Origin of the sequence: Pseudomonas mandelii (assembly GCF_900106065.1) — a bacterium.
Lineage (GTDB): Bacteria > Pseudomonadota > Gammaproteobacteria > Pseudomonadales > Pseudomonadaceae > Aquipseudomonas > Aquipseudomonas mandelii.
In genome coordinates this window covers 2,694,289-2,712,534 of the sequence record NZ_LT629796.1, presented here as the reverse complement: position 1 = coordinate 2,712,534, position 18,246 = coordinate 2,694,289, and the positions used below count along the sequence as shown (strand labels likewise).

The 18,246-nt window shown below is 59.5% G+C and carries 23 protein-coding genes; 12 read left to right on the top strand and 11 right to left on the bottom strand.

Annotated features, from left to right (window positions below; all coding sequences use genetic code 11):
• Nucleotides 1–9: 9 nt before the first annotated feature.
• Nucleotides 10–441 carry an NINE protein gene (locus tag BLU63_RS12280; RefSeq protein WP_010466845.1) on the bottom strand — a complete coding sequence of 144 codons (432 nt, stop codon included), beginning with the start codon at nt 439–441 and terminating at the stop codon, nt 10–12.
• Nucleotides 442–690: 249 nt separating this feature from the next.
• On the opposite strand from BLU63_RS12280, the gene BLU63_RS12275 reads away from it, so the two are divergent.
• Nucleotides 691–1,308: a C40 family peptidase gene (locus BLU63_RS12275; RefSeq protein ID WP_077747226.1), complete on the top strand. Its 618-nt coding sequence runs from the start codon at nt 691–693 to the stop codon at nt 1,306–1,308.
• Nucleotides 1,309–1,459: 151 nt separating this feature from the next.
• On the opposite strand, the gene BLU63_RS12270 is transcribed toward BLU63_RS12275, so the two are convergent.
• Nucleotides 1,460–2,494, bottom strand: coding sequence for a type IV pilus twitching motility protein PilT (locus tag BLU63_RS12270; RefSeq protein ID WP_010466841.1), 1,035 nt, complete (start codon nt 2,492–2,494; stop codon nt 1,460–1,462).
• Nucleotides 2,495–2,551: 57 nt separating this feature from the next.
• On the opposite strand from BLU63_RS12270, the gene BLU63_RS12265 reads away from it, so the two are divergent.
• The 10 genes from BLU63_RS12265 (at nt 2,552) to BLU63_RS12220 (ending at nt 9,551) form a co-directional block, all read left to right on the top strand.
• A complete protein-coding gene (locus BLU63_RS12265) occupies nt 2,552–3,238 on the top strand; it encodes a YggS family pyridoxal phosphate-dependent enzyme (protein WP_010466839.1) in 687 nt (228 codons plus the stop codon).
• Nucleotides 3,239–3,272: 34 nt separating this feature from the next.
• Nucleotides 3,273–4,091, top strand: a complete 819-nt coding sequence (gene proC, locus BLU63_RS12260; protein ID WP_010466837.1) for a pyrroline-5-carboxylate reductase — start codon at nt 3,273–3,275, stop codon at nt 4,089–4,091.
• 24 nt (nt 4,092–4,115) lie between these two features.
• Entirely contained in the window at nt 4,116–4,703 is a 588-nt protein-coding gene (locus tag BLU63_RS12255; protein ID WP_083375544.1) for a YggT family protein, read from the top strand.
• Nucleotides 4,703–4,999 (top strand): DUF167 domain-containing protein, encoded by a 297-nt coding sequence (locus tag BLU63_RS12250; RefSeq protein WP_008007416.1) that lies wholly within the window; start codon nt 4,703–4,705, stop codon nt 4,997–4,999. The genes BLU63_RS12255 and BLU63_RS12250 overlap by 1 nt, the downstream gene beginning before the upstream one ends.
• A 182-nt stretch (nt 5,000–5,181) precedes the next feature.
• Nucleotides 5,182–6,321 carry a homoserine O-succinyltransferase MetX gene (gene metX / locus BLU63_RS12245; protein WP_010466830.1) on the top strand — a complete coding sequence of 380 codons (1,140 nt, stop codon included), beginning with the start codon at nt 5,182–5,184 and terminating at the stop codon, nt 6,319–6,321.
• A 7-nt stretch (nt 6,322–6,328) separates the two neighbouring features.
• Complete coding sequence (gene metW / locus BLU63_RS12240; protein ID WP_010466828.1) at nt 6,329–6,949, top strand: methionine biosynthesis protein MetW; 621 nt, start codon at nt 6,329–6,331, stop codon at nt 6,947–6,949.
• A gap of 26 nt (nt 6,950–6,975) precedes the next feature.
• Entirely contained in the window at nt 6,976–7,410 is a 435-nt protein-coding gene (locus tag BLU63_RS12235) for a DUF4426 domain-containing protein (RefSeq protein WP_077747223.1), read from the top strand.
• Nucleotides 7,407–8,003 (top strand): RdgB/HAM1 family non-canonical purine NTP pyrophosphatase, encoded by a 597-nt coding sequence (gene rdgB, locus BLU63_RS12230; RefSeq protein ID WP_083375543.1) that lies wholly within the window; start codon nt 7,407–7,409, stop codon nt 8,001–8,003. The genes BLU63_RS12235 and rdgB overlap by 4 nt, the downstream gene beginning before the upstream one ends.
• Nucleotides 8,000–9,205, top strand: coding sequence for a radical SAM family heme chaperone HemW (gene hemW / locus BLU63_RS12225; RefSeq protein WP_083375542.1), 1,206 nt, complete (start codon nt 8,000–8,002; stop codon nt 9,203–9,205). Before rdgB ends, hemW begins: the two co-directional genes overlap by 4 nt.
• 22 nt (nt 9,206–9,227) lie before the next feature.
• Complete coding sequence (locus tag BLU63_RS12220) at nt 9,228–9,551, top strand: DUF3392 domain-containing protein (protein WP_010466821.1); 324 nt, start codon at nt 9,228–9,230, stop codon at nt 9,549–9,551.
• Between the two features lie 135 nt (nt 9,552–9,686).
• Here the strand turns inward: BLU63_RS12220 and BLU63_RS12215 are convergent, their stop codons facing one another.
• The 5 genes from BLU63_RS12215 to BLU63_RS12195 form a co-directional block, all read right to left on the bottom strand.
• On the bottom strand, nt 9,687–10,478 hold the full coding sequence (locus BLU63_RS12215; RefSeq protein ID WP_010466819.1) for a hypothetical protein: 792 nt from the start codon (nt 10,476–10,478) through the stop codon (nt 9,687–9,689).
• Between the two features lie 185 nt (nt 10,479–10,663).
• On the bottom strand, nt 10,664–11,389 hold the full coding sequence (gene trmB / locus BLU63_RS12210) for a tRNA (guanosine(46)-N7)-methyltransferase TrmB (protein ID WP_083375541.1): 726 nt from the start codon (nt 11,387–11,389) through the stop codon (nt 10,664–10,666).
• Between the two features lie 9 nt (nt 11,390–11,398).
• Nucleotides 11,399–12,193, bottom strand: coding sequence for a thiazole synthase (locus tag BLU63_RS12205; RefSeq protein ID WP_010466815.1), 795 nt, complete (start codon nt 12,191–12,193; stop codon nt 11,399–11,401).
• A 60-nt stretch (nt 12,194–12,253) separates the two neighbouring features.
• Entirely contained in the window at nt 12,254–12,454 is a 201-nt protein-coding gene (gene thiS, locus BLU63_RS12200) for a sulfur carrier protein ThiS (RefSeq protein ID WP_007897898.1), read from the bottom strand.
• A 90-nt stretch (nt 12,455–12,544) separates the two neighbouring features.
• Complete coding sequence (locus tag BLU63_RS12195; RefSeq protein ID WP_010466813.1) at nt 12,545–12,916, bottom strand: DUF423 domain-containing protein; 372 nt, start codon at nt 12,914–12,916, stop codon at nt 12,545–12,547.
• A 74-nt stretch (nt 12,917–12,990) separates the two neighbouring features.
• On the opposite strand from BLU63_RS12195, the gene mtgA reads away from it, so the two are divergent.
• On the top strand, nt 12,991–13,713 hold the full coding sequence (gene mtgA, locus BLU63_RS12190) for a monofunctional biosynthetic peptidoglycan transglycosylase (RefSeq protein ID WP_083375540.1): 723 nt from the start codon (nt 12,991–12,993) through the stop codon (nt 13,711–13,713).
• A 200-nt stretch (nt 13,714–13,913) separates the two neighbouring features.
• Here mtgA and rpoH read toward each other — a convergent pair whose 3' ends face one another.
• The 4 genes from rpoH to ftsY all read right to left on the bottom strand — a co-directional run bounded on the left by rpoH (nt 13,914) and on the right by ftsY (nt 18,074).
• Nucleotides 13,914–14,768: an RNA polymerase sigma factor RpoH gene (rpoH, locus tag BLU63_RS12185; RefSeq protein WP_007897890.1), complete on the bottom strand. Its 855-nt coding sequence runs from the start codon at nt 14,766–14,768 to the stop codon at nt 13,914–13,916.
• 113 nt (nt 14,769–14,881) lie between these two features.
• Nucleotides 14,882–15,904: a permease-like cell division protein FtsX gene (gene ftsX, locus BLU63_RS12180; RefSeq protein ID WP_083375539.1), complete on the bottom strand. Its 1,023-nt coding sequence runs from the start codon at nt 15,902–15,904 to the stop codon at nt 14,882–14,884.
• Nucleotides 15,901–16,572, bottom strand: a complete 672-nt coding sequence (gene ftsE, locus BLU63_RS12175) for a cell division ATP-binding protein FtsE (RefSeq protein ID WP_010466809.1) — start codon at nt 16,570–16,572, stop codon at nt 15,901–15,903. The genes ftsX and ftsE overlap by 4 nt, the downstream gene beginning before the upstream one ends.
• A complete protein-coding gene (gene ftsY / locus BLU63_RS12170; RefSeq protein ID WP_083375538.1) occupies nt 16,569–18,074 on the bottom strand; it encodes a signal recognition particle-docking protein FtsY in 1,506 nt (501 codons plus the stop codon). Before ftsY ends, ftsE begins: the two co-directional genes overlap by 4 nt.
• Nucleotides 18,075–18,246: the final 172 nt, after the last annotated feature.

Genomic DNA, 18,246 nt, shown 5'->3' with positions numbered 1-18,246 from the left:
GGCGATGGCTTACTGGAAAGTGCCGCGATTCTGCGCGTTACGCACAGACACCTGGTCATTCAGCGTCCAGAAGTCATACAAAACCCCCAGAAAGAACAACCCGCCCGTCACCAGGTACAGCAATCCGCTGAGCCACTTCCCCTGATACATCCGGTGTACGCCGAAGACACCGAGAAACGTCAGCAGAATCCACGCCACGTTGTACTCGATGGGCCCGGCGGTAAAACGCAGGTCCGCTTCACGGTCCATGGCCGGGATCAGGAAGATGTCGATCAGCCAGCCAATACCCAGCAAACCGAAGGTGAAAAACCAGATCGTCCCGGTCACCGGCTTGCCGTAATAGAAGCGGTGAGCCCCGGTAAAACCAAAAATCCACAGCAGGTAGCCGATCACTTTGCTGTGTGTATCTTGCTGCTGGCCAGCCTGTTGATAGGTGTTCATGAAGGACCTCGATTCACACGATAGATAAATATTCTTGAATTCTTTGTGACTTTTTTACAGATTGCCGACGTATGGCACATGCTACCTTCGGTTGCGTCAAAGCCTTATACCACCTGACTTCTGTCCGACAATTGCGTCCATTTGCCGCTTATTTGGTTCCGTTGACCACAAGTTGAATCGACCAACGGCCTCGGAAGGGCAAAAAAAGCTGTTATAAAGTTGCGCGCTAACCCATATGAGCCTTGCCTAATGCGTCCATTTTTCAAGACATGGCTAACCATTTGCCTTTTGATGCCACTGGCCGCCCACGCCACCAATCGTGAGCAACGTCTTCCAAACGTTAATGGTTACACCCAAAAATCCCATGTTTCTGCTCCTTCGAGCAAAAACAAGAAAACCGAAAAACGTGCTCCACAGCTGGCTAGTAAAAGCAGCCTTGTTCCGCCGATGGCGACCAAGGAAAGCAGCAACGTGCTGAGTCGCGCCGTCAACGTCCTCGGTACACCTTACCGTTGGGGCGGCAGCAGCCCAAGTAAAGGGTTCGATTGCAGCGGCCTGGTGAAATACGCGTTCAACGACGCCACGTTCGACCTGCCACGCACGTCCAATGCCATGGCCAGCGGTCATGGCGAGAAAGTCGATCGCAAGGATCTGAAGCCGGGCGACCTGATTTTCTTCAACATCAAGAGCCGTCGGGTCAATCACGTTGCCATCTACCTGGGCAACGACCGTTTTATCCACGCACCGCGCCGTGGCAAGTCGGTGACCATCGACACCTTGAAGAAACCGTACTGGGAAAGCCACTACGTGGTTGCCAAGCGGGTTCTGCCGAAAGAGAAGAACACACTTCAGGTTGTTCAGCGCTGATCTGAAGTCCCGGGGTCAGACCCGGCACTTGCTTCGGTCATGACGCCCTCTTCGCGGGCAAGCCTCGCTCCTACAGGTCACGTGCCATTTTTTGCGGCACATGCCTGACCTGTAGGAGCGAGGCTTGCCCGCGAAGGCGTTTCTGGCCTCCTCAGAAGTTATCCGGCGTCCGCGCCTTCTCCCGGGCATGCTCCCGGCTGATCAAGCCCTTGGTCACCAAATCCTTTAAGCACATGTCCAGCGTCTGCATCCCCAGGCTGCCCCCGGTCTGAATCGAGGAGTACATCTGCGCCACCTTGTCTTCGCGGATCAGGTTACGGATCGCCGACGTGCCGAGCATGATTTCGTGCGCCGCAATGCGCCCACCGCCGATCTTCTTGATCAGGGTCTGCGACACCACCGCCAGTAACGACTCGGACAGCATCGACCGCACCATCGATTTCTCGTCCCCCGGAAACACGTCCACCACCCGGTCGATGGTCTTCGCCGCTGACGTGGTGTGCAGCGTGCCGAACACCAAGTGACCGGTCTCGGCGGCGGTCAATGCCAGGCGAATGGTCTCCAGGTCACGCATTTCCCCCACCAGAATCACGTCGGGGTCTTCCCGCAGCGCCGAGCGCAGGGCCGTGGCGAAGCTACGGGTATCACGGTGGACTTCGCGCTGATTGATCAGGCATTTACGCGATTCATGGACGAATTCGATGGGGTCTTCGATGGTGAGGATGTGGTGATGGCGATGGTTGTTCAGGTAATCGATCATCGCCGCCAGGGTGGTGGACTTGCCGGAACCGGTGGGGCCGGTCACCAGCACCAGGCCGCGCGGCGCCTCGGTGATCTTGCGAAACACCTCGCCCATGCCGAGGTCGTCCATGCTCAGGACTTTCGACGGGATGGTCCGGAATACCGCACCCGCCCCCCGGTTCTGGTTGAAGGCGTTGACCCGGAAACGCGCCACGCCGGGCACTTCGAAGGAAAAATCAGTCTCCAGGTGTTTCTCGAAGTCCACCCGCTGGGTGTCGTTCATGATGTCGTAGATCAGCTCATGCACCTGTTTGTGGTCCAGGGCCGGCAGGTTGATGCGCCGCACGTCGCCGTCGACGCGAATCATCGGTGGCAGGCCGGCAGACAGGTGCAGGTCGGACGCGCCCTGTTTAGCGCTGAAGGCCAGCAGCTCAGTGATATCCATAGCGCTCCTCAATTCCAGTAGAATGCCGCCAACCTTCAAACCGCCGGCGCCTCTTTGATGTCCACGATAGCAGACAACATTCTTCAGGTTAGTTCGCGCATCCGCGCCGCCGCCCTTGCCGCCCACCGCGACGAGCACAGCGTTCAACTGCTGGCGGTGAGCAAGACCAAGCCTGCCGAGGCCGTGCGCGAGGCGTATGCCGCAGGCGTGAGCGATTTTGGCGAGAACTACTTGCAGGAAGCCTTGGGCAAACAGCTCGAATTGGCCGACCTGCCCTTGATCTGGCACTTCATCGGCCCCATTCAATCGAACAAGACTCGCGCTATCGCCGAGCACTTCGCCTGGGTGCATTCCGTGGATCGCTTGAAAATCGCACAACGCCTGTCCGAACAACGCCCTGCCGATCTGCCGCCCCTGAACATCTGCATCCAGGTCAATGTCAGCGGTGAAGCCAGCAAATCCGGCTGCACCCCGGCCGACCTGCCGGCCCTGGCCAAGTCCATCAGCGAATTGCCGCGCATCAAGTTGCGAGGGCTGATGGCGATCCCTGAGCCGACTGAAGATCGCGCCGCCCAGGATGCCGCTTTTGCTGCCGTGCAAAGCCTGCAAGCCAGCCTGAATCTGCCGCTAGACACACTTTCCATGGGCATGAGCCACGACCTCGAGTCGGCCATCGCCCAGGGTGCCACTTGGGTCCGCATCGGTACGGCCCTGTTTGGCGCCCGCGACTACGGTCAACCATGACAATGGCTGACGCCTCTCTTGATAAGGACCTGACATGAGCAAGACTCGTATTGCCTTTATCGGTGCCGGAAACATGGCCGCCAGCCTCATCGGCGGTCTTCGCGCCAAAGGCCTGGACGCCGCACAGATCCGCGCCAGCGATCCGGGCGCCGAAACCCGCGCCAAGGTGCAGGCTGAACATGGCGTTGAAGTATTCGCCGACAATGCCGATGCCATTCAAGACGCTGACGTTGTGGTGCTGGCGGTCAAGCCGCAGGCCATGAAAGCGGTGTGCGAAGCGATTCGCCCAAGCCTGAAACCGAATCAACTGGTGGTTTCGATTGCGGCCGGCATCACCTGCGCCAGCATGAACAACTGGCTCGGCGCCCAGCCGATCGTGCGCTGCATGCCCAACACCCCGGCGCTGCTGCGTCAGGGCGTGAGCGGTTTGTTTGCCACGGCCGAAGTAAACGCTGAGCAACGTCAGCAAGCCGAAGAGCTGTTGTCGGCCGTCGGCATTGCCCTGTGGCTGAACGAAGAGCAGCAACTGGACGCGGTCACCGCCGTTTCCGGCTCGGGTCCGGCGTACTTCTTCCTGCTGATCGAAGCCATGACCGCCGCTGGCGTGAAACTCGGCCTGCCAGCGGACATCGCCGCACAATTGACGGTACAAACCGCGTTGGGTGCCGCACACATGGCGGTTGCCAGTGATGTCGACGCTGCTGAATTACGCCGTCGCGTGACGTCCCCGGCGGGCACCACGGAAGCAGCAATCAAATCGTTCCAGGCCGGCGGCTTTGAAGCGCTGGTCGAAAAAGCACTCGGCGCCGCTGCGCACCGTTCGGCCGAGATGGCTGAGCAACTTGGCCGCTAATCAGCTCTTACAAAGGAATTAATGATGCTTGGACTCAATGACGCTGCCATTTTCATAATTAAAACCCTGGGCAGCCTGTACCTGCTGATCGTACTGATGCGCTTCATCCTGCAACTGGTTCGGGCGAACTTCTACAACCCGCTCTGCCAGTTCATCGTTAAGGCCACCCAACCGCTGCTCAAGCCGCTGCGCCGGGTCATCCCGAGCATGTTCGGGCTGGACATGTCGTCACTGGTATTGGCTCTGATCATTCAAATGCTGCTGATCGCGGTGATCCTGCTGCTCAAAGGCTTCATGGTCGACTGGCTGTTCCTGGTGCCATGGGCCCTGATCGCGCTCTTCTCTCTGTTCTTGAACATTATTTTCTGGGCGATGATCATCAGCGTGATTCTGTCCTGGGTCGCCCCAGGCAGCCACAACCCAGGTGCAGAACTGGTCACGCAGATCACTGAACCGGTACTCGCCCCGTTTCGTCGGATCATTCCGAACCTGGGTGGCCTCGACATCTCGCCGATCTTCGCGTTTATCGTGATCCAGTTGCTGCAAAGCTGGCTGATCCCGCGCCTTGCGAACTTCGCCCTGATGCCGATGGGGCTGCTCGGCCTGATCTGATGAGCTACTTTCGCTGGGACGGTGATGATCTGATTCTGGAATGTCACCTGCAACCGGCAGCCCGCAGCGATGACTTCTGCGGGCTGCACGGGGATCGGCTGAAGATTCGCCTGACCGCACCGCCGGTCGAAGGCAAGGCCAACGCGTATTTGATGGCGTTTCTGGCCAAGGCGTTTGGGGTGTCCAAGAGTCAGGTCAGTTTGATCAGCGGGGAGTTGAACCGGCAGAAGCGGGTGCGGATCTGTTCGCCGAAGAAGCTGCCGGATTTGCCGGATCTGCTGCGTCCGGCGGGTTAACCGCGTCATCGTTCTTCGCGGGCAAGCCTCGCGCCTACAAGTTGACGCAATCCCTGTAGGAGCGAGGCTTGCCCGCGAATGCCGCGTCTCGGTCCAGCTGAATGAAATCAGGCCCGCCCTTTGCTTGCCGCTGACCCCACCGGTCTTTAGACTTACGCCTCATTTCAACGAGAGCAGGGTCGATGCCAACTGCCTTTCCCGCCGATTCTGTTGGTCTGGTGACGCCGCAAGTGGCGCACTTCAGTGAACCCCTGGCCCTGGCCTGTGGCCGTTCGCTCCCAGCTTATGACCTCATTTACGAAACCTACGGCACGCTGAACGCCACGGCGAGCAACGCCGTGCTGATCTGCCACGCCTTGTCGGGTCACCATCACGCTGCCGGCTTCCACAGCCCCGACGACCGCAAACCCGGTTGGTGGGACAGTTGCATCGGCCCCGGCAAGCCGATCGACACCAACAAATTCTTCGTGGTCAGCCTGAACAACCTCGGCGGCTGCAACGGCTCCACCGGCCCCAGCAGCATCAATCCGGAGACCGGCAAGCCGTTTGGCGCTGACTTCCCGGTCCTGACCGTGGAAGACTGGGTGCACAGCCAGGCGCGCCTGGCCGACCTGCTCGGCATTCGCCAATGGGCCGCCGTAATCGGCGGCAGCCTCGGCGGCATGCAGGCGATGCAGTGGAGCATCACCTACCCCGACCGCATTCGTCATTGTCTGGCCATCGCCTCGGCCCCCAAGTTGTCGGCGCAGAACATCGCCTTCAACGAAGTGGCGCGCCAGGCGATCCTCACCGACCCCGATTTCCACGGAGGCTCGTTCCAAGAGGCGGGCGTGATCCCCAAGCGCGGTTTGATGCTGGCGCGGATGGTCGGGCACATCACCTACCTGTCGGATGACTCGATGGGTGAGAAATTCGGTCGTGGCCTCAAGAGCGAAAAGCTCAACTACGACTTCCACAGCGTCGAATTCCAGGTTGAAAGCTACCTGCGTTATCAGGGCGAAGAGTTCTCCGGGCGTTTCGACGCCAACACGTACCTGCTGATGACCAAGGCGCTGGACTACTTCGACCCGGCAGCCAACTTCGACGATGACCTGGCGAAAACCTTCGCCAATGCCCAGGCCAAGTTCTGCGTGATGTCTTTCACCACCGACTGGCGCTTCTCCCCTGCCCGCTCGCGGGAACTGGTGAATGCGCTAATGGCGGCCAAGAAGGACGTTTGCTACCTCGAGATCGACGCTCCGCAAGGCCACGACGCCTTCCTGATTCCGATCCCGCGTTACTTGCAGGCCTTCAGCAATTACATGAACCGCATTACGTTGTGAGAAAGCCATGAGAGCTGATCTGGAAATCATCCAGGAATGGATCCCCGCTGGCAGCCGCGTGCTCGACCTCGGTTGCGGTGACGGCGAACTGCTGACCTGGCTGCGCGATAACAAACAAGTGACGGGCTATGGCCTGGAAAACGATCCGGACAACATCGCCGAATGCGTGGCCAAGGGCATCAACGTGATCGAGCAGGACCTGGACAAGGGCCTCGGCAACTTCGCCAGCAACAGCTTCGACGTCGTGGTCATGACCCAGGCGCTGCAAGCCGTGCATTACCCGGACAGGATCCTCGACGAAATGCTGCGGGTCGGCCGCCAGTGCATCATCACCTTCCCCAACTTCGGTCACTGGCGCTGCCGCTGGTACCTGGCGAGCAAGGGCCGGATGCCGGTGTCGGAGTTTCTGCCATACACCTGGTACAACACGCCGAACATCCACTTCTGCACCTTCGAAGACTTTGAAGCGTTGTGTCGCGAACGTGAAGCCAAGGTCATTGATCGGCTGGCCGTGGATCAACAACACCGCCACGGGTGGGCCAGTAAGCTATGGCCTAATCTATTAGGTGAAATCGGTATTTACCGCGTCAGCAGCCCAGGGTTGCAGGATCACAAAATCGCGGTCTGAACCACGACATTCCAAGGAGAACGATCATGGGTCGTCTAGCGCTGTTTGTACTTACTGCCTGCCTGAGCGTCACGGCCATGGCCGCCGACGTCATCAAAGGTGATCGTCAGGAGAAGTTTGGTGATGTGACGGTGCATTACAACACCTTCAACTCTACCTTTCTGACCCCTGATATCGCTAAAGCCGCGGAGCTCACCCGCAGCAAGAATCAAGGCGTGATCAACGTGTCGGTAATCAAGGAAGGCAAACCCCAGATGGCTCAGGTCAGCGGGACGGTCAAAGACCTGACCAGCCAAAGTGTGCCGCTGAAATTCAAACAGATCACCGAACAGGGCGCGATCTACTACATCGCCCAGTTCCCGGTGGATCAGCAGGAAGTCCGCACCTTCGAGATCAAGGTGCAGAACGGCGATAAAATCAACACCATCAATTTCAACCAAGAGCTTTTCCCCGGCGAATGATGAACTTCACGCAACTCGTACTGGCCAGCCATAACGCCGGCAAACTCAAGGAACTCCAGGCCATGCTCGGCGAGTCGGTGCAACTGCGCTCGATCGGCGAGTTCAGCAGCGTCGAGCCTGAAGAAACCGGCCTGTCGTTCGTCGAGAATGCCATCCTCAAGGCCCGCAACGCCGCGCGCATCTCCGGTTTGCCGGCGCTGGCCGACGATTCCGGGCTAGCGGTGGATTTCCTTGGCGGTGCGCCGGGTATCTATTCGGCTCGTTACGCGGATGGCCAGGGTGATGCGGCGAACAACGCCAAACTGCTCGAAGCGTTGAAGGATGTGCCGGAATCTGAGCGCGGCGCACAGTTCGTCTGCGTGCTGGCGCTGGTGCGACATGCCGACGATCCGCTGCCGATCCTCTGCGAAGGCCTGTGGCACGGGCGCATCTTGACGGCGGCCAGCGGTGAACACGGGTTTGGCTACGACCCGCTGTTCTGGGTGCCGTCGCGCGATTGCTCCAGCGCCGAGCTGAGCCCGAGCGAGAAGAACCTCATCAGCCACCGCGCCCGTGCAATGGATCTGCTGCGCCAGCGTCTAGGCCTGATATGACCCACGACTCATCCGCGTCACCGCTGATTTTCGGCGGTGCCGCCCCCTCGCCTCGGGCCGCGCTCCCCGTGCTGCCGCCCCTTGCGTTGTACATCCACATTCCGTGGTGTGTGCGCAAATGCCCTTATTGCGACTTCAACTCCCACACTGCCAGCCCGGTGCTGCCGGAAGAAGAGTACGTCGACGCGTTGCTGGCCGACCTCGATCAGGACCTGCATGCGGTTTACGGTCGTGAGCTGAGCTCGATTTTCTTCGGTGGCGGCACGCCGAGCCTGTTCAGCGCCGAAGCCCTGGGTCGTTTGCTCAAAGGCGTCGAGCAGCGGATTGCGTTCGCCAGCGACATCGAAATCACCCTGGAAGCCAATCCGGGAACGTTCGAGCAAGAGAAATTCGTCGCCTACCGCGCGCTGGGCATCAATCGCCTGTCGATCGGCATCCAGAGTTTTCAGGAAGAGAAGCTCAAGGCCTTGGGGCGGATTCACAACGGCGACGAAGCGGTGCGTGCTGCCGGCATGGCGCGTCAGGCCGGGTTCGATAACTTCAACCTGGACTTGATGCACGGCTTGCCGGATCAGTCGCTGGACGATGCGTTGAACGACCTGCGCCAGGCCATCGCCCTGAAGCCGACGCATTTGTCCTGGTATCAACTGACGCTGGAGCCGAACACGGTGTTCTGGAACCAGCCGCCGACGCTGCCGGAAGACGACACGCTGTGGGACATTCAGGAAGCCGGTCAGGCGCTGCTTGCCGAACACGGTTACACGCAATACGAAGTCTCGGCTTATGCTCAGCCTGGTCGCCCGGCGCGGCATAACCTCAATTACTGGAGTTTCGGCGACTTCATCGGCATCGGTGCCGGTGCCCACGGCAAGCTGAGCCATCCGGACGGGCGCATCGTGCGCACCTGGAAAACGCGCCTGCCGAAGGATTACCTGAACCCGGCGAAAAGCTTCAAGGCCGGAGAGAAAGCGCTGACCAACGACGAGCTGCCGTTCGACTTCCTGATGAACGCCCTGCGCCTGACTGAAGGCGTGGAATCGCGCCTGTATCCGGAGCGCACCGGACTGCCGCTGGAAAGCCTCGCCGAAGGCCGGCGGGAAGCCGAACAAAGCGGCCTGTTGCGGGTCGAACCGTCACGTCTGGCGGCGACTGATCGCGGACAGCTGTTTCTCAATGACTTGCTGCAAACATTTCTGAGCTGATTTCAGCCTTAGGGGAAAACGAATGGATTTGATACTCGACCTGCTCGCCACCGTCTCCCGCTGGAGCCGCAGCAACCTGTCGGAAATCTCTCTGGCGCTGGTGGGCTGCCTGCTGGTGTTGTTTGGCGCCGATATCAAAGGCTGGGTCGACCAGCGCCTGGGCAGCATCGCCGGCGCCTTGCGCGTCCCGCTGATGGCATTGGTGTGCATGGTCGGCAGCGGCGTCGCGTTGATCTACGCCACCCCGTGGATCATCAAAGGCCTGAGCCAGTTCAACAACTACAGCCTGGCGCCGGTGTTGTTGGTGGTGCTGGTGCTGATCGGCGTCGTCGCCGACCGCCGCTGACCTTTGACTACACCCAAAACAACTGTGGGAGCGAGCCTGCTCGCGATGACGTCATAACATTCAACATCTTCGTTGACTGTCAGAACGCCATCGCTGGCAAGCCCGCTCCCACATTTTTTGTATTGCGAATGCCCTTTATGGCTTGCCCACGGACTTGGCTTCGCTTCGGATCCTGGCACTGATCCCCATAAAGTCGTGGCAGCCCAACGCTTCGGCCTTGTCCAGATACACAACATTCTGACGGTCGAGCCTGCCACTCTCATTGACTCGGCTCATTGCCAGAATGTAATTGGCCTCGGCCCGGTACTGATCTTCGGTCAGCATCAATGCGACAGCACGCGCCTGCAAGGACCCTATCACTCGTTCTTTTGACAAGCCTGGCTGCAAGTCCTGAAAGCACAGGGCGCGCTTGGCCGGCATCGGATAAAAATCAGCAAAAATATCTGGCTCCTGAAGCAGCTCCTCAAGCGTCTGCAGATATTTCAAGTGTCCGGCATCGCGTCGATCAGACTTCATCGAGTCCTGATCGCACCGATGGAAGTAGGCGACGGCTGCCGCCAAAAAGCCTTGATCCATGGCTTTTTCATAAAGCTCACAGGTTTCCCTGCGCTGTTGTTCGGTAGGGCCCGGTTTGCTCAGGGTATTAGCCAGCAAATAGCTCGCGATGGGATGCCCACCGTCAGACGCCATCTTCAAATTGTATTTGAAGGCCTCCAGATCACCTTCCATGTTGCCTATTTGCTCGGGCTTGTTCTTGAAATCCAACTCCCCGCTTGCTTCCAGCCTGACCAACTCATCCGCGTTACGTTTGATTTGATCAGCTGCATCCTGGGCACGTTGAAAGTAGTCGTCGATCGTCAGCGTCTGTCCGTGAGCCATTGAAGGCAGGGCGATGAACAACAGGATGCAGACGAGGATGAATTTCAAAACCTTGTCTTCCTTTACAATTGGGGGCATAGAGCTTTCGGCGGCCAGACGCCGATCTTGAACACTGCATAAAGCAAATGTGGGAGCAGCCTGCTCGCGAAGGCGTCGTCACATTCAACATTATCGTTGACTGTCAGATCGCTTTCGCGAGCAGGCTCGCTCCCACAGTTTGTAGTGCGTAGGGCTCAGGACTGTTTTTCGAACTTCAGGTCCCAAACGCCATGCCCAAGTCGCTCGCCGCGGCGTTCGAACTTGGTGATCGGGCGTTCGGTCGGGCGCGGGACGCATTTGCCGTCTTCAGCCAGGTTCCGATAACCCGGGGCGACGTTCATCACTTCCAGCATGTACTCGGCGTAGGGCTCCCAGTCGGTGGCCATGTGCAGAATGCCACCGACTTTCAGCTTGCTGCGCACCAGCTCAGCGAACGACGCCTGAACGATACGACGCTTGTGGTGACGACTCTTGTGCCATGGATCCGGGAAAAACAGCATCAGGCGATCGAGGCTGTTGTCGGCCACGCAACGGTTGAGCACTTCGATTGCATCGCAATCGTAGACCCGCAGGTTGGTCAAGCCCTGCGTCAGAACGCCATTGAGCAGCGCGCCGACACCCGGACGGTGCACTTCCACGCCAATGAAATCCTGTTCTGGCGAGGCCGCGGCCATTTCCAGCAGCGAATGGCCCATGCCGAAACCGATTTCCAGCGAGCGCGGCGCCGAGCGACCGAACACTTGGTCGAAGTCTACCGGCGCGTCGGCCAATGGCAGCACGAACAGCGGCGTGCCCTGGTCCAGACCGCGTTGCTGGCCTTCGGTCATGCGCCCGGCGCGCATCACGAAACTCTTGATGCGGCGGTGTTGGCGCTCGTCGCCTTCTTCCGTCTGGATTGGCGTGTCGTTTGATTCAGTCATCAATGGCTCTTACTTGATCAGACCATCCAGCGGCGAGGAGGCGCTGGCATAGAGTTTTTTCGGCATGCGACCGGCGAGGTAGGCCAGGCGGCCCGCGACGATGGCGTGTTTCATGGCTTCAGCCATCATGATCGGCTGCTGGGCGTGGGCGATGGCCGAGTTCATCAGCACGGCTTCGCAACCCAGTTCCATGGCGATGGTGGCGTCGGAAGCGGTACCGACACCGGCATCCACCAGCACGGGAATCTTGGCTTCTTCGAGGATGATCTGCAGGTTGTACGGGTTGCAGATCCCCAGGCCCGAACCGATCAGACCGGCGAGCGGCATGACCGCGATGCAGCCGATTTCCGCCAATTGACGGGCGATGATCGGGTCATCGCTGGTATAGACCATCACGTCGAAGCCTTCCTTGACCAGCGTTTCGGCGGCCTTGAGGGTTTCGATCACGTTGGGGAACAGGGTTTTCTGGTCGGCCAGCACTTCCAGCTTCACCAGATTGTGCCCATCGAGCAGCTCACGGGCCAGGCGGCAGGTGCGCACGGCTTCGATGGCGTCGTAGCAACCCGCGGTGTTCGGCAGGAAGGTGTAGCGATCCGGCGACAGCACTTCGAGCAGGTTCGGCTCGCCTTCGATCTGGCCCAGATTGGTACGGCGCACGGCGAAGGTGACGATCTCGGCACCCGAAGCTTCGATGGCCAGGCGGGTTTCTTCCATGTCGCGGTACTTGCCGGTGCCTACCAGCAAACGCGACTGGTAAGTACGACCGGCCAGGACGAAGGGCTTGTCGCTACGAACGATGCTCATGGGAAATCCTCTGTAGGGGTGAGGTTCTTGCAGAATTCTGTGCCCTTGCGGGCCGGGCGACTAGCCGCCGCCGATGGCGTGGACCACTTCGACGGAATCGCCATCGTTGAGCGTGGTTTCTGCATGCTGGCTGCGCGGGACGATATCCAGATTGAGTTCGACCGCCACCCGGCGTCCGGTCAGTTCCAGACGGGTCAGCAGGGCCGCAACGGTTTCACCGTCGGGCAGTTCAAGGGATTCGCCGTTCAACTGAATGCGCATACCGAATGCCGCCATCATTTTTAGGGGCTGGCATTCTAGCCCGATCAGTCTTGGCGACCCAAGCCATTCGTCATGAAATGGACTGCCCGGTCAGCTCAACCGCCAGGCGGCAAGCCCCAGGCAGAACCAGCCGACCAGGAATGCCAGGCCGCCGAAGGGGGTGACGATCCCCAGCTTGCTGACGCCGGTCAGGGTCAGCAAGTACAGGCTGCCGGAAAACAGCAGGATGCCGATGGCAAACGAAGCGCCGGCCCAAGTGATCAAGCGTCCCGGAATCTGCGTGGCCAGCAGCGCCACACCCAGCAACGCCAGGGTGTGCACCAGTTGGTAGGTGACGCCGGTATGGAAAATCGCCAGGTACTCGGGAGTCAGACGGTTTTTCAGGCCGTGGGCTGCGAACGCGCCAAGGGCAACGCCGGTGAAGCCGAAGAAAGCGGCCAGCATCAGAAAGCCACGCAGCATGAAGAACTCCAGTCAGACTCGATCCACAGGGTCTGTATAATGGCCCGCTCAACGGGTTCGGCCAAGTCATCTCTATGCTGCGTTTATTTTTAAGACGATTTACCAAGGCCGTGCTCTGGTTCGCGGGCGGCAGCGTGCTGCTGGTACTGATCTTTCGCGTGGTCCCGCCACCGGGAACGGCATTGATGGTCGAGCGCAAGGTCGAATCCTGGTTCGACGGCGAGCCCATTGACTTGCAGCGCACCTGGAAGCCCTGGGATGAAATCTCTGACGACCTGAAAGTCGCGGTGATCGCGGGCGAGGATCAGAAATTCCCGGAACACTGGGGTTTTGACTTTGGTGCGATCCAGAAAGCCCTGGCCCATAACGAGCTCGGTGGTTCGATTCGCGGTGCCAGCACTCTGAGCCAGCAAGTCTCGAAGAATCTGTTTTTGTGGTCCGGCCGCAGTTGGCTGCGTAAAGGCCTGGAGGCGTGGTTCACCGGGTTGATCGAGGTGCTCTGGCCCAAGCAGCGGATTCTTGAGGTGTACCTGAACAGCGTCGAGTGGGATGACGGGGTGTTTGGCGCGGAAGCGGCGGCCCGGCATCACTTTGGTGTGAGCGCTAAAGGTCTTAGTCGCCAGCAATCGAGCTTGCTCGCGGCGGTGCTGCCAAACCCGCGGGTGTGGAGTGCAAGTCATCCGACCAACTATGTTGCGCGTCGGGCCGGGTGGATTCGGCAGCAGATGAGCCAGTTGGGTGGCGATAGCTATCTGGTTGGCATTAATGATTCACGCCGGGCACCTTGGTCCCAATAACGAGTCCGAGACGACGCAAATCACCCGTAGGAGCGAGGCTTGCCCGCGAAGGCGGTATGTCAGCCAACCCCTTCATCGACTGATACACCGCCTTCGCGGGCAAGGCTCGCTCCTACAGGAGGCGGCTTGTCACTAGTAGGCACACACAAAAACGCCCCGATCATCACTGATCGGGGCGTTTTTTATTGCCGCTTCGCAGGTCAGGCGGCGATCGACAACTTGAGCTTGTTCATCGCGCTCTTTTCAAGCTGACGAATACGCTCGGCCGACACGTTGTACTTCTGCGCCAGGTCGTGCAGCGTGGCTTTTTCTTCCGCCAGCCAGCGCTGGTAGAGGATGTCACGGCTGCGGTCGTCCAGCACTTCGAGCGCTTCGTGCAGGTTGTGGTTGGAGTTGTCGCTCCAGTCGGCATCTTCCAGTTGACGCGCCGGGTCGTACCGGTGGTCTTCCAGGTAGTTGGCCGGCGACTGGAAAGCGCTGTCGTCGTCCGCTTCCGCGGCCGGGTCGAAGGCCATGTCATGGCCGGTCAGGCGACTTTCCATCTCGCGCACTTCCCGCGGCTCTACGCCGAGGCTTTCCGCCACACGGTGGACTTCCTCGTTGTTCAGCCACGCCAGACGTTTCTTCTGGCTGCGCAGGTTGAAGAACAGCTTGCGCTGGGCCTTGGTGGTCGCGACTTTCACAATGCGCCAGTTGCGCAGGATGAACTCGTGAATTTCCGCCTTGATCCAGTGCACTGCGAACGAAACCAGACGCACACCCATTTCCGGGTTGAAGCGCTTCACCGCCTTCATCAGACCGACGTTACCTTCCTGGATCAGGTCAGCCTGAGCCAGGCCGTAGCCGGAATAGCTACGGGCGATATGTACAACAAAACGCAGGTGGGCGAGCACCATCTGCCGAGCCGCCCCCAAATCCTGCTCATAATAGAGACTCTCGGCCAGTTCACGCTCCTGCTCCGGAGTCAGCAATGGAATGCTGTTCACGGTGTGCACATAGGCCTCCAGGTTCGCACCCGGGACCAGAGCATATGCAGGTTGCAAAGAATTGGTCATACGAAAAAACCTCCGACTTACATAACTCGTGCAGTTCAGCACTGCGAAAATTGACCGGAAACCGAAAGACAAGTTCCCATAAACGCTGAAAGGTCAATACGAGCAAAATGATACTACTTAGGCGCAAGCTCCCTCAGGTGGCGTGCGACTGCAATCCATGCACCGATATACCCCAACAGCACCGCGCCAAGCAAGAGAGACAGACCGTCGGCAACTGGCACTCCGGCCAGCGCAAAATCACTGCCATACAAACCGGCCAGCCCGACAACTGCGTCGTTCAGCCAATCAAGGCCAAACGCCAATACACCCCAGGAAAGAATCCCCGCACCGAAGCCATAAAGCGCACCCATGTACAGAAAGGGCCTGCGCACATAGCTGTCCGTGCCGCCGACGAGTTTAATCACTTCTATCTCTGTGCGGCGGTTTTCAATATGAAGACGAATGGTATTGCCTATCACCAAAAGTAATGCAGAAACCAGAAGCACGGTCAGACCGAAGACAAAACGGTCACCCAGCTTGAGGATCGCTGCCAGACGCTCGACCCAGACTAGATCAAGTTGAGCCTGTTGTACCTTGGGCAGCTCGGAAAGTTTTTGTCGTAATGCTTCAAGCGCGGGCTTGTCGACTTCGTTCGGGGTCACCAGCACCACGCCTGGCAGCGGGTTTTCCGGCAGTTCCTTAAGCGCCTCGCCCAGTCCGGACTGCTGCTGAAACTCCTCCAGCGCCTGATCTCGGCCGATATATTCAGCATCGGCTACGCCAGGCATGCCTTTGATCTGCTCGCGCAACGACTCGCCTTCAGCCGGGTTGGCCTCGAGTTGCAGGTACAGGGAAATCTGCGCCGCTCGCTGCCAGGAACCGCCGAGACGCTCGACGTTACTCAGCAAAAGTGACAGGCCCATCGGCAAGCTCAGGGCGACCGCCATCACCATGCAGGTGAAAAAGCTCCCGATTGGCTGTTTACCCAACCGACGCAAGCTGTCCAGCAGACTGGCGCGATGGCTTTCAACCCAGGCACGAAACAACGTGGCGAAATCCGGGCCGTCGTCATCGTTTCGCTTTTTCTTCTGCGGTTGCGGATCGGCGGCTTTCGGCGCCACGCGCTCGGAAACCTTGGGGCTGCGTGTCGCACTCATACGCCCGCCTCCCCGTCGCCGATCAATCGGCCGCGTTGCAGGGTCAGCATCCGATGACGCATGCGGGCGATCAAGGCCAGGTCGTGACTGGCGATCAGCACGCTGGTGCCCAGGCGGTTGATGTCTTCGAACACGCCCATGATCTCGGCCGCCAGACGCGGATCGAGGTTACCGGTAGGTTCGTCCGCCAGCAGCAAGGCCGGACGGTGGACGATAGCGCGAGCGATGCCGACGCGCTGTTGCTGCCCGGTGGACAGGTCGCCGGGGTACAGATCGGTTTTATCCGACAGCGCGACACGCTCAAGCGCCGAATCCACACGTTTGACGATCTCGGCCTTGGACAGCCCAAGAATCTGTAACGGCAGAGCGACGTTGTTGAACACCGTGCGATCAAATAGCAGTTGGTGGTTCTGGAACACCACGCCAATCTGCCGGCGCAAGTACGGAATCTGCGCATTGCTGATGGTGGCGAGGTCCTGGCCGGCCAGCAGCAATTTGCCGGTGGTCGGACGCTCCATCGCCAGCAGCAGCCGCAACAAGGTGCTTTTACCGGCGCCGGAATGGCCGGTTACAAACAAGAATTCGCCCCGACGGACTCGAAAGCTCAGCTCATGCAAGCCGACGTGACCGTTCGGGTAGCGTTTACCGACCTGTTCGAAACGAATCATGAACGCTCCCGCTCGGCAAACAGTGCCTGGACAAAGGGTTCTGCTTCAAAAGTACGCAAGTCATCGATGCCTTCACCGACGCCGATGTAGCGAATCGGCAAACCAAATTGCTTGGCCAGGGCGAAAATCACCCCGCCCTTGGCGGTGCCGTCGAGCTTGGTCAGCGCCAGGCCGGTCAGTTCGACGGTCTGGTTGAATTGCTTGGCTTGGCTGATTGCGTTCTGGCCAGTACCGGCGTCGAGCACCAGGAGCACTTCGTGCGGCGCGTCGGCGTCGAGTTTGCTGATAACCCGGCGAACCTTTTTCAGCTCTTCCATCAAATTGTCTTTGGTGTGCAGGCGACCGGCGGTGTCGGCGATCAGCACATCAATGCCACGGGACTTGGCGGCCTGTACGGCGTCGAAGATAACCGAAGCGGAGTCGGCACCGGTGTGCTGGGCGATGACCGGGATCTTGTTGCGCTCGCCCCAGACCTGCAATTGCTCAACGGCGGCGGCGCGGAAGGTGTCACCGGCCGCGAGCATGACTTTCTTGCCTTCGAGTTGCAGCTTCTTCGCCAGTTTGCCAATGGTGGTGGTTTTGCCGGCACCGTTGACGCCGACCACCAGAATCACGAAAGGCTTGTTCTGCGAGGTGATTTTCAGCGGCTGCTCGACAGGCTTGAGCATCGCGGCGAGTTCAGCCTGCAGGGATTTGTACAGCGCGTCGGCATCGGCCAGCTCCTTGCGCGCAACCTTTTGGGTCAGGCGCTGGATGATGACCGAGGTCGCCTCGACCCCGACGTCGGCGGTCAGCAGACGGGTTTCGATGTCTTCGAGCAGTTCGTCATCGATGATTTTCTTGCCCAGGAACAGGCTGGCCATGCCTTCGCCAATGCTGGCGCTGGTCTTGGACAGGCCTTGCTTGAGGCGGGCGAAGAAACCGGCTTTGGTTTCTTCGCTACGCGGCGGCTCGGCCGGGACTTCGGCGGGAACTGCGGGCGCGGCGACTACCGGAGCAATGACAGGAGCAGGCGCAGGCGCAGGTGCTTCAACCACAGGAGCGACGAACGCAGGAATCACAGACTCTGGAACAACCGGCTCCGGCTCGGCCACGATAACCGGCGCAACGACAGGCTCAATGACCGGCGTTTGAACAGGCTCAGGTGCAAAAGCAGTCGGTGCAGGAATCGTCGGCGTCACATGCGGCGCCAGCTCATCTTCGACCAAGGCCACCGGCTCTTCCGCCACTGGCAACGTCAGCCACGGCTCTGGAGCGGGTGCCAGCGGATGCTCGGCAATGACTTCGGGTTCAGCCTCGGCGACCGGCTGCAGCACCGGCTCGGCCATCGGCAAGACAACCGGCGCCGGTGCTTCTTCTATTACCGGCGCGGGTGTTGGCTCAGGAATTGGCTGTGGCTGTTCGACGACGGGTTCCTGCGGCTTTTTGCGCAGCCATCCGAACAGGCTTTTCTTCTCGCCAGCCGCAGCTGGGGTCTTCTTGTCGTCGTTGGAACCAAACATGGAGGACGGCTATCTCACGGTAGCGACGCGCCAAAGGGCGCCCCGGCAAATAAATATTCGATGCAGAACAGACTGCGATTGACCCAGCTTGTTCACGCGCAACATTTTGTCGAGGTGCAAACAGCACCTCAAAGGTTGACTAATACGAAGGACTGGTACGGCATCTTCTGCG